Genomic DNA, 14,337 nt, shown 5'->3' with positions numbered 1-14,337 from the left:
TCACAATCAGAAAGAGTTGCACGACTGCGAGGAAAAATCTCAAGTTGCTGATTTGAGACATGGTTACAAAGGGTTGATCGGTTGGATAGAGGAAAGAATGCCTATTTTTTCTTTTATACAGCATCTAAAGGATTATAGAACGCCTAAAAATCTTAACTATGCCTGGAATTTTGGCTCCGTGGCAATGATTATACTAATTCTACAAATAGCGACAGGTTTATTTCTTGCGATGCAATATACGCCGAACGTGAATTTAGCGTTCGATAGTGTAGAAAATATAATGCGTAATGTAAATTATGGGTGGCTACTCAGATATATGCATGCAGTTGGAGCTTCTATGTTTTTTGCTGTCGTATATTTGCATATAGCAAGAGGGCTTTATTACGGATCATATCAGTCACCTAGAGAGCTTTTATGGTTCTTTGGGTTGATAATTTTTGTTGTGATGATGGCCACGGCATTCATGGGCTATGTACTTCCTTGGGGACAAATGAGCTTTTGGGGCGCTAAGGTTATCACCAGTCTGTTTTCTGCTATACCATTTGTTGGAGATGATATAGTAGTGTGGCTTTGGGGCGGATTTTCAGTAGACAATCCTACGTTAAATAGGTTTTTTGCATTACACTTTTTGCTTCCTTTTGTAATAGTTGCTCTTGTTGCAATACATATCATAGCCCTGCATATACATGGCTCTAATAATCCAACTGGAGTAGATGTAAAAACAAAAAAGGATACAATACCATTTCATCCATATTATACTGTGAAGGATTGCTTTGGATTTGGAGTTCTCTTCTTAGTCTTTTTTTCATTTGTTTTCTTTAGTCCAAATAGTCTTGGACATACAGACAATTATATAGAGGCAAATCCTCTCTCTACACCGCTGCATATAGTACCGGAGTGGTACTTTTTACCGTTTTATGCTATACTGAGATCTGTTCCAGATAAATTAGGTGGCGTAATTGCAATGTTTGGAGCAATTTTCATTCTTTTTGCACTGCCTTGGCTTGATGGATCCAGAGTTAGAAGCGCAAATTATAGACCTATTTTTAGACTGTTCACAATTTTATTTATCATTGCATTTGTAATTCTTGGTTATATTGGAGGAAAGCCGCCTGAAGACCCATACATCACAATTGGTCAATGTTGTACAGCATGGTATTTCCTTCATTTGTTAGTCATTTTGCCTATAGTATCAAGAAAGGAGAAGACACTGACAGAACCAAATTCCATAGATGAACATATGAAGAAAAGTAAGTGCTGATATTTTTGTGATATTTATAGGTATCAAGAAGAATATAAAAATTTAGTTTCATGGTAGTTGAGAGTCTGTACCTAAAAAATTGATTTGCCGCGCAAATAAATTTTTGTGGACAGTTCAATATACAAAAATTAAAATGTTTGCACATATATGCTATCATTTTAGTGAGTTGCTATAATTTGTTCAATACTTACAAATACTACTTATGTCTTTATTAGGCGCCGCCTAACAAAACCCATGAAGTTTTTAGCAATTTTCCCACTTTTTCTGCTGGACTTTCGGTATATCATAATCGCTTGCAACCAATATAAATACTGCGCTTTGAAGGTTATGCTGTAAAGAATATGAAAAGTCATTCTTGACTCAATTTGCGCACATATTTAGACTAGTTATCAATTAATAAAAATTAGCAACTCACATTATTTAGTTTAATAGAAAAGTACAATATTTGTTCCAATCATCTATCACTAGACTTTTTTCAGAATTATGCTATCTTTGGCTGAGGTTTTTTGTATAGGATTTAGCAGATATATTGTATATACTCATAGTACTTTTCAAAATTGGTGCTTTTAAAATGCTTATTATTATATTTCTACATCACACTCTTCCTAGCTCTTTTTGAAGTCTAACTTCGTATATGGCACTGCTTGTGAAAAAGTGTCAGCAAAAGGGTTTTGAGCGTGATTTTTGGGGATATAAATTAATTTCTGCACTAAAAACAATAAATGCCAACTCTTCATTGTCCTGAGGTATATCTTGTAAATCTCATGCAGAACATGAATAAGCAAGTATTGTTGATGATATGTGATCCTTGACATAATGCCAGTACTGCTACCTCCTTTGGTAGGATAAGTAATTCACTTGGAGAAAATTGATCGAATCTGACCATATTGTAGTTCATAAGCGTTTGAAGAAGTTTATTCTAAAAAAACTTGAATTTCATGATGCATTACCTAGCTTTGCTTAAATATTATGTGACTATTGATAAAAGATAAGTGAAATATTACACTGTTAGCCGCATTTTTGCGGCTTAGGCCACTGTCTATTATTTTTCGCCAAGTTCTTATTTGCTTTATATGTTCACGTTTAGCAATTAGCTGTAACGTGATCATTTCTATATATTCTTTTATTTTCATATAATTTATTTATTTTTATAAAATGTCTATTCACGATTACATAAGAAATGAGATAGAGTCAAATGATGTAGTTTTATTTATGAAAGGGTCTGCAAGCCAGCCTGCTTGTGGTTTTTCATCTGCTGTTGTAAGGTTGCTGAATAAATTAAATGTAAAGTTTAAAGACATTGATGTAATGACCAGCAGTGAGCTAAGAGAAGGTGTGAAGACATTTGCTAATTGGCCTACAATTCCTCAGCTCTATATTAAAGGGCAGTTTATAGGTGGTTGTGATATAGTACGTCAAATGTATGCAGATGGCGAGTTGCTGCAATTGTTTCGAGCAAATGGTATAGAGTTTTCTGAGTAGAAATGTTTGATTTAGTTGTAGGTCTCGGCAACCCTGGCTCAGGTTATGCAACGACGCGACATAATATAGGTTTTATGATAGTGGATGCTCTGCATAACGAATATGGAGTGCAAGGTTGGAAAAAAAAATTTAACAGTGAGATTGCAAAAATTACTGTTGAGGATAAACACTTTATGCTAGCAAAGCCCATGGCTTACATGAATAACTCAGGAGATGCAGTTGCGGCTATCATGCGATTTTATAAAATTGCTATAAGTCGTGTGCTTGTGATTCATGATGATTTAGACTTGGACTTCTCGCGAATAAAGTTCAAAGTAGGTGGTGGTAGTGGTGGTCACAATGGTATAAAATCTATAGATAAAATATGCGGTAATGAATATGGACGTTTAAGATTTGGAGTATCAAAACCTAGTTATGCAGATGCATCTTCACACGTACTTTCTGGATTTAGTGCGGAGGAAGTGTATATTTTATCTCAGTCTGTGGAGAATATTGTGCGTAACATTGATTTTCTGTTATCAGGACGTTCGGATTCATTCATGAACTTGTACGTTGCTAAAAAATTTGGTGTGGATTTAAAGTAGTTTCTTGACAGCTTCGAATAGATAATCTAAATTCTTCTTGGTGTTATCGCTTTGAGGTGGGCTACTGTATTTCGTTTGCTTTATACCTTTCTGTTTGTGTAATATTAGATTTTAAGAATGAGTTATTGGGTTTTATATGTATCACGGGAGAAGACAGCGTAAGTTTAGTCGTTATAGTGCGCACAGAAAGTCTATGTTGATGAATCTTTCTAGGTCTTTGATTGAGCATGAGCAAATTATGACAACATTGCCTAAAGCTAAAGATATGAGGCCTGTTGTGGAAAAAATTATAACACTTGCGAAAAAAAACAATCTACATGCAAGACGTAGGGCTATGGCGTTCTTTGGAAATAGTGGAGCTCCTATAGTTGCCAAATTATTCAGTGAACTTGCGTCTCGTTATAAAGATAGAAATGGTGGGTATACTAGAATCTTGAAAGCTGGTTTTAGGCAGGGTGACTGCGCACCTGTAGCTTATATTTCTTTATTGCCATAACTTTCATTTTATTATTTTGAGAGTTTTCACGATTAGATAGAAGTATGATATGATCACTTTTTTAAAAACTAAAGAGTGGTTTTATGGTTTGTTGTAAGGGATGTTGCTCTGATATCTTTGTAAAGAATGGCATTGTGAGGGGTGTACAGCGTTATAAGTGCAGATCATGTTCTAAATTTTGTTGAGGGCGATCTGGGCAAGAAGCCTCAAACAGCTGTTAAGAAAGCATTATGCGCTATGCTATATAGTCTTGGTAATGGCTCTTTTTCTATGTTATGCAAGATATTAGGGCATTCGCCGTCCATAATTTATCGCTGGGTAGTAGAGGCGATGGACAAGACTCAGGAGCCAGTTGTCTCTTCGGATATTATGGAGATGGAATTCGACGAGATGTGGCATTTTATTGGTTCAAAAAAAACAAGCTTTGGATCATTAAGGCAGTTGATCGTAGTACAAGGAGAACATTTGCCTGGGTTACAGGCAATCGTGATACTGCAACATTCCAAAAGCTCTACAACAAAGTGAGTCATCTGAAAGAATGTCATTTTTATACGGATGATTGGGATGCTTTTTCTAAAATTTTACCCAAAGAGCGTCATACAATTGGAAAGTCTGGCACAGTATGTATCGAGAGAGATAATAGCAACACGCGACATCATTTATGCCGAATGACACGGCGCACTAAAATCGTTTCTAAAAAAGAGTCAATGGTATACGGATCCATCAAGCTTTGGTGCGCTCTTACTATTACACAAATATTCAAACAATATCAAGAACAGCTCTTATCTATCTTTATGTGAAAACTCTCATTATTTTAATACTTCTTCACGTATAGCCAGCTTTGCTGGCTTTTTTGTTTTATATGTATTCAGTAGATATACTCTAAAAAATCACGCCCTTAAAATCCGTGTTCGTGCACTTATGAAGGTAGCATCTAATAATCTGAGTGTATTGCAGATTTTTTCAGTAATACAAAGAGGTGCATATATCCACTTTAGTAGTGTCTGCAACATATCTCACCTGCACAAATCGTTATTTTATATTTTTGAAAACTTTAGGAAAGGTTGTTCCTGACTCAATTTTTGTGCATATCTGAACAAGTTGCTAATTATAAAATAATTGGCAACTCACATTATAATGAAATAGCAACTCTTTATTTATCAGAGATATATTATAGCTTTATATTTTATCGCATTAGGAAAAATCTATCGCAATAATTCATATATGAAATGATATGCGACTTCATTTATCAAGTTCTAAGATTTCAATATCTAATTAGCAAATTGTTAATCTAATTATACAATTGTTTGTATACGAGAGGCGATTTTGCAGAAATTATTTATGAAATGATGATTTTTTAAGGTACTATCGCAAAAGATATATTTATTATATGCATTTTTATAATTTTTAGCGGAGTAATGTTGATAAAATAATTAGCTATAGTACGAAATTTATATTCGTTTGGGTGTTTTATGTGACTTATATATAAGAGTATAATTCATATATAAGAATTCAAGTTTACGTCCTATAGGCAATTTGAATGAAATATTTGCGTTAAATATGAATTAATATGTCTTTAAAAACATGTGATTTGATAATTAATGCACCGTATTTCGATACAATTACACTTCGCATGGAGTATTTCAAAAACTTTGGGAAGGGAATTTATGTTGAAATTGCAAAGTGATATTGCCTCGTATAAAGAGGTGGTGCCAGTGATTCTATGTGGTGGAGTAGGAAAACGTGTGTGGCCACTTTCATCTGACAAAATGCCAAAGCAATTCCTCAAAATTGAAAGTGAACATTCTTCGTTACAGGAGACTATAAAACGTTTTACTTCAAACTGTTTTAAAAAACCAATAATAATGACTGCACTTCAATAGACCTCTTGCATAACCTCATTCTGAGGTAGAAATTCTTATAGAGTGGATTTTTGCAAAACGTCACCAAACAATGATCCACGTGAGTGTTTTTATGTTTTAGTGACAATCAAATCACAGTTTGGAACAGGTTATGCAAGAGGTCTAATATGAAACATTTGTGGAAAAAGATCTATTGGAGCTAGAAGTTGATTATGAAATAATATTTTTGGAAGAGAATCAGAGAAATACTGCTATGCCTAGTATTCTAGCAGCGCTATATATTGAGCTTATTTATGGAGACGCGTTAATGTTGATTGCGCCATCTGATCACTATATATCGCCAAATTTTGCGATGAATAGTGTGATTGAACAGGCCATCTCATTTACAGAAGATCGTATCGTGATATTCGGAATCAAGCCAAATAGTCCAAGTACAGAATATGGCTATATAAGAGTAGGAAATATCATAAAGCATGATATAGCATATGAAGTAAAATCATTTAAAGAAAAGCCAGATATCGAGTCTAAAAGCCAGATATCGAGTCTAAAAGCCAGATATCGAGTCTGCAATATCATATATTCAGTCAGGGGAGTATTTCTGGAATTCTGGATATTTTTTAGTTAAAGCAAGTAAATATTTATCAGTAATTTATGATCTTGAGCCGGAAATATTACGGTATTGTAAAGAAATATTTGCAGATAAGGTAAAGAACAAAATATATAATTTACGTGCCATAAATACAGAGTATGTTAAGTCTAGTATTAATAGATTGCAGAGAATGAATGTTGCATATGAAAATATAGAATGCTTAGGAACTGCAAGCAATAAGTCGATAGATGAGATTCTCAGTAAATCTAGGTGTGAATTAATGACAATGGTTGAGTTAAAAGAAATAGAGTGGGCAGATTTAGGCTCTTGGAAGTCCCGTTTTGAAGTTAGTAAGAAAGATGCAAAAAATAATTTTATGTAGTTATATGTGATATGGTTAACACCCTCGCCTTTAGGCGAACACTTTAGTATTAGTTATCTAGGAAATGTGCTAAGGGAGGACGAATGGAATATAGGAGATGATCCCACAGCCTATATGACCTAAAGTATCATATAGTATTTTGTACTAAGTATAGGTATAGAGTTTTAACTAGGCAAGTTGCGATTAGAACTAGGGAAGTAATCCGAGAAATATGTGCTGCTAATTACATAAATATAATTAGTGGCAGTATGAGTCCTGATCACGTACATATATTAGCATTGGTTCCGCCTAGTATATCAATATCTAAAGCTGTGCAATATATTAAAGGTATAAGTAGTCGTAAGTTGCTACAGGAATTTGCACTGCTCCGTAAGCGGTATTGGGGGACAACATCTTTGGGCCAGAGGGTATTTTGTTGTGACAGTTGGCAATGTGAATTCAGAAGAAGTGCAAAAATATATAGAACAGTATGAGGAACATCACAAAAAAGATGATTTTAGAATATCAGAGTTTTAGCGTTTACGCTTTTAATCTGCTTTGTAAGCGTTACACAAACTACCGCGCTTTAGCCGGTAGTAATTGATAACTGGGAATGTTTTAGCGGATCAAGTTCAGTCAAGCTACATAGTAAACCAAAATGATGAAATGATTGTAACACTTGGTGTTGAAAATCTTATTGTGATCAATACAAAAGGTGCAGTATTGATCGCGGATAAAGATCAATGTGAGTTGATAAAAAAAAATACAACAATCGCTAGCCAAATTCAGTTCGTTGAAAATTCTATACGTGAATATAGTCTAGAGAGAAGACCATGGGGGCATTACAGAGTTTTATACTCCTATGCTGGTTACGTAGTAAAACAAATAGTTATATTACCAATGGAAGAAATTTCACTTCAAAAGCATTTATTGAGATCCGAACATTGGGTTGTTGTAAGTGGGAGAGGAGCTGTAGAGAATGAGTCTGTATTGAAAGAAGTAGTTGTAGATGATTATTTATATATAGCAAAAGATGCTGTGCATAGAATAAGAAATACTTCCGAAGTTGAGGAGCTTAAAATAATTGAAGTACAGATTGGAGCAGCGCACGAATCTGATATAGTGAGACTCAGTGATAAATATGGAAGAAAATGATATTTATGTATATGGTCGCATCATAATGCTCAAAACACCGAATTTATATTTGTTATAAGCAATTATGGCGCCAAAAGTCTCAGAAGCTGTATCAAATGGTGTTTAGTCCATCCGTCTTTGGCGCCTCAATGCGGCAAAACCACTTTTATCAACGCAAGCAATTATGTTCCATTCACTTTGTAAGCGCTTTATTCTTTGGCAAAACATAGATCTTTTTACGCAATCTACCTTCGGATGATTTAGAGTTTTGATAGCTGATACCCAAACGCTTTATTGCGTATCTAATGCCAGATGCGCTTACACCTAGCTTTAATGCCCTTTCATAGCTATAAGAATCAGGATGATCATGTATGTCTCTTTTTAAAGATTCATAGTCTATTTTTACTGGTTTTTTATTCCTATGCTTGATAGGCATTAGTTGCTTCTTCCATTTACTAATTGTTGTCGTTGATATTTTAAATCGTTCCGACAATTTTATGAATGTTTCACCAGCTTCTTGTAATTTTAACACTTTCTTTCTGAATTGAATTGAGTAGGACATTTTATGTTTTCATTTCTTTTATAGCAACTAGCATCTTAACGTATATCATACCTCTTTTATACTGTTTTAGCCATACATCAAATTAAATTCGAAAATTATCATAGCGCGAGTTGCCAATCAATATTAAGCATCTAAGCTACTAATTACCGGCAATGCGGATCAATAGATCTTTCGTCAAATCATCCAAAACAGTACCTTGATGCAAAAACCTTTTTCATATGTTATTTTTGTTTATTTGCAAAACCCTCAAGCAACATATAGGGCCATAAAATCTGCCACACCAGCCAAGCAATTAATTGGCAACTCGCGTTATCATAATGTCCTATGAGTATATAACATATGCTCCATCACAATGTTTGATGCAAAAATGATTAGTTAATAGCGATACTTTATTATCGCATCTCATATCCAAACTTTACCCAAATTTCCACCAAGTGTGGATTATATATATCTACAAAATCTATCTCATGTAATAACATCTTTGCAGCTCCACCTGTGATTATTGTCAGACACTTCTGCTTAATATCTTGAAAACATACATTTTATAATGTGGTTGTAATATGCTTGATCATCCCTATATGGCCGTGATACAAACATGCTGCAATCGCCCCTCTCGTATCTCTACCATACAAAGCATGTCTATTTAAATCGACATTAATATTTGAGAGTGCTGGAATGAAATGTTTGATTGCTTTGCCTGTAGCACTTAACCCTAGTGTTATTACTGTACCATCATATCTCCATGTACCATCTGTTTTGAAAATTAAAGATATGGTAGTGGCAGTTCCACAATCTATCACAATGCATTGTGAGTTATATAATATTACAGAAGCTATCACAGCACTAATCAAATCTGCCCCTAGCGTCTCAGGATGACATAACCGCGATAAATCTAGTATCTTCTGATCTTGCACAGATATTATAAATGGCTCTTTTTTTAGATATTTTCTAATGAATGTAATAATCTTGCCTAATACAGGTGCAACTACGCACGAAACCCCAACCGCATCGATTTTACTCAAATCAATCTTAGCATTATCAAAAAGCGTAGAAAGTAACGCCATATATTCGTCACATTCTCTCTTATAATCAGTCTGAAGCTTAAAAGTACCAATTATAGATTTGTCCACATTTTCATCAGGTGAACAACCGTAACTTTCGACAGAATGCAGCTGCAAACCTAAGCTGTTTTCCGCCCTAAAAATAGTAAAATTTGTATTAGTATTACCTACATCTATCGCTAGGAACACACCACCCCTTTTACAAGCTTTTTAATAACTTAACTATAATTTAGTTATTTATTGTAGTACAGCTATATTTGATTTACTGGTATTTTTACTAAACACGCTAATAACATTTTGAGTAAATTCCTTGAATTGATCTTGTGTCATTTGATTCATACCAGCTGCATTATATTGCTGCACAACACTTAATATACATTCTTGTAAACTCTTTTCTTCAACCTCTTCTTGCTGATCTTTCTCCTGAAAGCTCTCATCATTTTGTGGTAGCATTACATTTATCATTTTAGCTTCAGGGTTTTGAGCAGAGAAGTCTATCAGATAACCAACTTCGGCAAAGCGGCAAGCAGCACAAAACGGCAGAGAATTTATAGATTCTTTTTCATCTCTCTTATAATTTTCCCATTCATTACCCAAATGGTGTAACCCAAGCAAAAAGAAGTCTTGCATACTAATGGATTTATAATAAGTCAGCTTGCTTGCATTGAGTATTGGCTCACTAATCCCACCCATAGCACGGTCACCATCATCTAGCACTCTTTCTTTAATAAGAATGTCACCTTCTCTTTTCAACATGCTTATTGACGTAAAATTCCCACTACCGCCACCGCTGTAAAACGAATATATTAAAAAGTGATTAAGCCAAGGAGAACCTAAATACTGCCAGTACATAGATTCACAGCAGTATTCCTTCTTGTAATCGTAACCCTGAAATCCACTTGGCACATCTGTATTCGCAGGTTGCCTTTCTATTTTTTCTTTTATTATCTCCTTATAACACTGTCTTAAATCTACTCTATCATCATCTGTACCACCTAAAATCTTTGCAATACAATATGCTTCTATTGGCTTATTGCCATATGTCAAAGCTTTGGGTTGCGCTTTTTCATTTGCAATTGCTTCACTAAAACTGATATACAAAAATAAAAAATTAATGAGCAACACAAATCGCATAATATTTTTACATCTATAATTAATAATAAACATAAACAAAGATTTTATTTTAAAGTAGATAGTCTGTCTGTAAAAATTGATTTTCTGCGCAAATCAATTTTTACCGAAAGTTAAATGTACAAAAATTAGCCTAAAGAGGCGGCCCTGCGTTAATTTTCGGATATATCATTTATCCTGTATCTAGCAAATACTACTTAGGGACTACCGACAAAGTCCATAAGATTTTTAGCAATTTTGCCACTTTTTCTCTTGGACTTGCGGCATATCATAATTGCCTGCAATCAACATAAACCATCTGCTTTAAGAATTACAAAGCAGGCGACTAAATAGGTATATATTAATCATAAAAAATATCTGATTCATTAAATTATATTACCGCTCATCACTTTGATAAAATTACACTTATAACTTGCGCTTAAGTGTATTGCAAATCAACTTTTCTTACCTCTTGTAAGACGATAATTAAGAAAGTTGTCCATGTTTCCATGCATTTCACCTTTCGGGGAACAAAAACCACTAACACTCATCACAAAGACAATGGAGTTATTTTTATATCCGCAAAGACAACTTATACCAGATAGATTGCCAGTTTTAGCCACAATGTCAATATCTAGCTTTCTTTTTTCCATAGTAGTACCAACCTCACCAGATTTCGGTAGAGAATCTACAAATCCTTCTACAAAAAATCCTTTTTTCAATAATTCCAAAAGTTTCACTGGCTGAAGCCTGTTATAACGCGACAGACCAGAACCATCGACAAATATTGCCTTGCCAAAATCTATATCAAAATGCCGCGCTATAAGATTTTTTATAATTTCATTGCCATCGTTCCACTTTAGATATTTCGATTGTTTTTGTGACTTCAAGGTTGTTACATATATACTATCAAACACAAAATTATCAGATGTTTTAAGTGCACTAACCATGATCTCTTTGATAGGTTTAGATTTTACAGTATTTACAAGCGAAAACCCATCTTTTGAGCAAACATCATTATGAAAAAATTTTACACGACCTTTGATTTTTAATTTTGCGAGTATTTTCTTGATTTTATACATGACGTAGGACTCTACATCTATCGGTGCCAAATATAACGTTCTTGCAACTTCAGAATTATTAATAGTGCCACTGATTACAATACGACTTCCATTCCACTCTAGCTCAATTTTTGATTTTTCATTTGAAGTTAGAAGATGATTGTCCATCTCTTGATAAGGGCCGAAATTTTTACTTACTTTTTGTATACCGATTTTATGCCAATCTTCATCAAATATATCAGCATATTCACCATCTTTAGTAGCAAATATAGTTAATTTCATAATATTTTCATCTATACTTGCTGGAAATATCGGTCTAGCATAAGCACGCCCTAAATCATCCAATAGTATATTTCTTGAGTAAGGAGATATATTAAATGCTGATACATCCAAGAATATGCTGCCTGAAATATTAGAATCTCTAATGGGCAAAAGTAATTCTTCAATATCAATCGATGTCAAAGTTGGATCTCCAGAAAACGAAATCATTATATCATCGATAATTTCGCCTCGCTTTTTAACAGATAAATTTGTTTTGTAACTATAGTTAGATCCAAGAGTCTTTGTAGCAACAAGTGATGTTACGACTTTTTGACAACTTGCAGGTGTAACAAATGCTGCAGACAAATGCTCCTCATAAATTTCATTACTTGCTATATCACCTATGATATATGAATAAAACCCTGGCTTTTGTTTATAAATGTCTTGTGTTGAAATAGTCGTACAAGCAAAAAGCAGTAAGCAACTTAATAAAGGAGTGATGAGTTTTTTCATCTTTATATCTCAAGGCATAGAACATTAAAATTAGTATAGCCATAACATTCAACGCATCATTAGACTTCTTCTTAAACTTAAATACCAGTGAGGCAAGTGCAAGGAGAATACGGAGCTTAGGGGAAAGCACAAGTCACATTGCATCATACATTCTCTTGAGAAACTATACCTTTAGTTACTTTCATCTTACTTTGCGTATAAAAAATGTATGAAGATGCGATAGATATTATTACAGCTCCAACTATCGAGTTTTGTGATGGAACATCACCAAACAATGCATACGTAGCAACTGCCATGAATATTAATCTACAATAGCTAAATGGCATCAACACCATTACTGGAGCCAGTTTGTATGCAAAGAACAGTACTATAACATTAAAAACACTAACAAAAGCCATGAGCGTAATATATAATACATCAGATGATGATACTGTAGTCCAGTTATATAGCGCAAACGGCGCTGTAATAATTGCAATATTCAAAAACTGATAGAAACTTTGAGTTGCATAATGCTCTTTTAATGTCTGTTTTTTACAGAGTACATCATGCATAGCAAGGCCTAGAGCAGATATAATACCAAAAGCTGCTCCATATGAGATTATATGACTTAAAGTTGGCTGTACAATTATATACATGCCAAGAAACCCAACTAATATAGCTCCAACTATTTCAAAAGTTGGAATTTCATTACAGAAGATATATGCAAGAATCAATGTGAATATCGGCGTCATATAACCGATTGCAGTGGCATCATTCCCTCCCAAACATCTCAGTGCTTCAAGCCAATAAAGCATTCCTATGACGTTAAATAAAGATCTAATCACACTTAATTTTACATCATGTAACTTGAAAATTTCTTTATTGCCATACAATAAAAACATATATAGCAAGAATAGTAGCATAAAAAAACAAGCTATGCATGCAACTATGAAAAAAGCTTGTATTAGTGAGATACTAGACGATAAATGCAGAGAAAATATAGACATGCAGGTAAACAAGCATAAATTCAATAGTTTCATTACTATGCCTGCTGTATATCCTTTTAACTTTAACATAATAGAAAATAACAATTAATCTGTTTGCAAAATCTTATACACTTTTCTTATCAAAATTTACCTTGGATATTTTTAACTCCGCAGCAGAAAGCTGCTCTTCACAATATTTGTATAGAATAGATGCTCTTTCAAAAATATACAGAGCTTTATCTAGCGGAATATCTCCTGATTCCAACATCTCCACAATAGTCTCAAGCTCCTGCATTGCACTTTCAAATGACATATTTGACACTTCTTGGTCTAAAGAATCTGATAAGACATTACTCTTATTGCCCTTTGATCTTACTTTTTCTTTTATACTAGATTGCACCATGATATTATTTAGGAACTATTGGACAAAAAGTAGTTACATATTCTACGCTTACATACTATATAAGTCAAATTACCATATCGTTCCCTTTATACAACTGATTGATTAATTCTTGTATTACGGCATCATGACAAAAGCAATAATATATAAGCCCACAAAAGTTGCCACACAATCTGGCTTATGCGGGGAACGTTTTTGGATACTAGAGTTTTTACCTAAAAATACTAGATTTAAAGACCCATTGATGGGGTGGGATGCTAATTCTGATATGGAACAATCTCAAGTCAGATTGAAATTTTCAAGTAAAGATGAAGCCGTAACATATGCAAAAGCCATAGAAGGCTTAGAGTATGACGTGCTGAAACATAATGATAGAAAACAAATAATAAAGCCTTATGTGAATAACTTCCGCTAACACTAGACTTTTCACACCATCTTTTAACTTAAACTAGCTATGCCTTAGTTTCTGATCTAACATTATATAATGCTCAAAGCTGCTTATCTAGCACGTGCGCCAAAAGTCTCAGAAGAGACATGAAATGGTGCCCCGAGTGTCAAAATAGCGCTTTAAATCTGTAAGAAAATGTTATAATAAACGCAAAAAACTTACGGATTTTGTGAAAGCAGTGTTTTGC

The 14,337-nt window shown here is 34.0% G+C and carries 17 protein-coding genes and 1 pseudogene; 12 read left to right on the top strand and 6 right to left on the bottom strand.

The window, feature by feature from the left end; all coding sequences use genetic code 11:
• Positions 1-97 precede the first annotated feature (97 nt).
• The 11 genes and pseudogenes from AACK98_RS00620 (at position 98) to AACK98_RS00570 (ending at position 7,790) form a co-directional block, all read left to right on the top strand.
• Positions 98-1,261 (top strand): cytochrome b, encoded by a 1,164-nt coding sequence (locus tag AACK98_RS00620; protein WP_339042471.1) that lies wholly within the window; start codon positions 98-100, stop codon positions 1,259-1,261.
• A gap of 1,155 nt (positions 1,262-2,416) precedes the next feature.
• A complete protein-coding gene (gene grxD, locus AACK98_RS00615) occupies positions 2,417-2,743 on the top strand; it encodes a Grx4 family monothiol glutaredoxin (protein ID WP_339041498.1) in 327 nt (108 codons plus the stop codon).
• A gap of 2 nt (positions 2,744-2,745) precedes the next feature.
• Positions 2,746-3,327: an aminoacyl-tRNA hydrolase gene (gene pth, locus AACK98_RS00610; RefSeq protein WP_339041496.1), complete on the top strand. Its 582-nt coding sequence runs from the start codon at positions 2,746-2,748 to the stop codon at positions 3,325-3,327.
• A gap of 136 nt (positions 3,328-3,463) precedes the next feature.
• Entirely contained in the window at positions 3,464-3,823 is a 360-nt protein-coding gene (rplQ, locus tag AACK98_RS00605) for a 50S ribosomal protein L17 (RefSeq protein ID WP_339041494.1), read from the top strand.
• Between the two features lie 141 nt (positions 3,824-3,964).
• Positions 3,965-4,348, top strand: coding sequence for a hypothetical protein (locus AACK98_RS00600; RefSeq protein WP_339041492.1), 384 nt, complete (start codon positions 3,965-3,967; stop codon positions 4,346-4,348).
• On the top strand, positions 4,252-4,623 hold the full coding sequence (locus tag AACK98_RS00595) for an IS1 family transposase (protein WP_339042468.1): 372 nt from the start codon (positions 4,252-4,254) through the stop codon (positions 4,621-4,623). Before AACK98_RS00600 ends, AACK98_RS00595 begins: the two co-directional genes overlap by 97 nt.
• Positions 4,624-5,490: 867 nt before the next feature.
• Positions 5,491-5,706 carry a sugar phosphate nucleotidyltransferase gene (locus AACK98_RS00590; protein WP_339041490.1) on the top strand — a complete coding sequence of 72 codons (216 nt, stop codon included), beginning with the start codon at positions 5,491-5,493 and terminating at the stop codon, positions 5,704-5,706.
• Between the two features lie 157 nt (positions 5,707-5,863).
• A complete protein-coding gene (locus AACK98_RS00585) occupies positions 5,864-6,310 on the top strand; it encodes a sugar phosphate nucleotidyltransferase (protein WP_339041488.1) in 447 nt (148 codons plus the stop codon).
• Positions 6,243-6,656 carry a sugar phosphate nucleotidyltransferase gene (locus AACK98_RS00580; protein ID WP_339042466.1) on the top strand — a complete coding sequence of 138 codons (414 nt, stop codon included), beginning with the start codon at positions 6,243-6,245 and terminating at the stop codon, positions 6,654-6,656. The genes AACK98_RS00585 and AACK98_RS00580 overlap by 68 nt, the downstream gene beginning before the upstream one ends.
• Positions 6,657-6,769: 113 nt before the next feature.
• Positions 6,770-7,129: pseudogene (gene tnpA / locus AACK98_RS00575) on the top strand (IS200/IS605 family transposase); the annotation flags it as partial.
• A gap of 106 nt (positions 7,130-7,235) precedes the next feature.
• Positions 7,236-7,790: a hypothetical protein gene (locus tag AACK98_RS00570; RefSeq protein ID WP_339041485.1), complete on the top strand. Its 555-nt coding sequence runs from the start codon at positions 7,236-7,238 to the stop codon at positions 7,788-7,790.
• Positions 7,791-7,962: 172 nt separating this feature from the next.
• Here the strand turns inward: AACK98_RS00570 and AACK98_RS00565 are convergent, their stop codons facing one another.
• From AACK98_RS00565 to xseB, 6 genes are all read right to left on the bottom strand, one after another.
• Positions 7,963-8,331 (bottom strand): IS630 transposase-related protein, encoded by a 369-nt coding sequence (locus AACK98_RS00565; RefSeq protein WP_339041482.1) that lies wholly within the window; start codon positions 8,329-8,331, stop codon positions 7,963-7,965.
• A 542-nt stretch (positions 8,332-8,873) separates the two neighbouring features.
• The gene (locus tag AACK98_RS00560) at positions 8,874-9,581 is read right to left on the bottom strand and encodes a type III pantothenate kinase (RefSeq protein WP_339041480.1); all 708 of its coding nucleotides are present in this window, start codon (positions 9,579-9,581) and stop codon (positions 8,874-8,876) included.
• 48 nt (positions 9,582-9,629) lie between these two features.
• Positions 9,630-10,517: a hypothetical protein gene (locus tag AACK98_RS00555; protein ID WP_339041478.1), complete on the bottom strand. Its 888-nt coding sequence runs from the start codon at positions 10,515-10,517 to the stop codon at positions 9,630-9,632.
• A gap of 440 nt (positions 10,518-10,957) precedes the next feature.
• Positions 10,958-12,337 carry a D-alanyl-D-alanine carboxypeptidase/D-alanyl-D-alanine-endopeptidase gene (gene dacB / locus AACK98_RS00550; RefSeq protein ID WP_339041476.1) on the bottom strand — a complete coding sequence of 460 codons (1,380 nt, stop codon included), beginning with the start codon at positions 12,335-12,337 and terminating at the stop codon, positions 10,958-10,960.
• Between the two features lie 143 nt (positions 12,338-12,480).
• Positions 12,481-13,356, bottom strand: a complete 876-nt coding sequence (locus AACK98_RS00545) for a DMT family transporter (protein ID WP_339042464.1) — start codon at positions 13,354-13,356, stop codon at positions 12,481-12,483.
• Between the two features lie 70 nt (positions 13,357-13,426).
• Positions 13,427-13,702: an exodeoxyribonuclease VII small subunit gene (xseB, locus tag AACK98_RS00540; protein ID WP_339041474.1), complete on the bottom strand. Its 276-nt coding sequence runs from the start codon at positions 13,700-13,702 to the stop codon at positions 13,427-13,429.
• Positions 13,703-13,829: 127 nt separating this feature from the next.
• Between xseB and AACK98_RS00535 the strand changes: the two genes are divergently transcribed.
• The gene (locus AACK98_RS00535; RefSeq protein ID WP_339041471.1) at positions 13,830-14,117 is read left to right on the top strand and encodes an NADH dehydrogenase ubiquinone Fe-S protein 4; all 288 of its coding nucleotides are present in this window, start codon (positions 13,830-13,832) and stop codon (positions 14,115-14,117) included.
• Positions 14,118-14,337 lie beyond the last annotated feature (220 nt).

The sequence above is a fragment of the Candidatus Lariskella endosymbiont of Hedychridium roseum genome, from assembly GCF_964020185.1.
In the GTDB taxonomy this organism is placed as follows: domain Bacteria; phylum Pseudomonadota; class Alphaproteobacteria; order Rickettsiales; family Midichloriaceae; genus Lariskella.
Note: the sequence above shows the minus strand (reverse complement) of the source record. Positions and strands in the feature narration are given on the sequence as shown.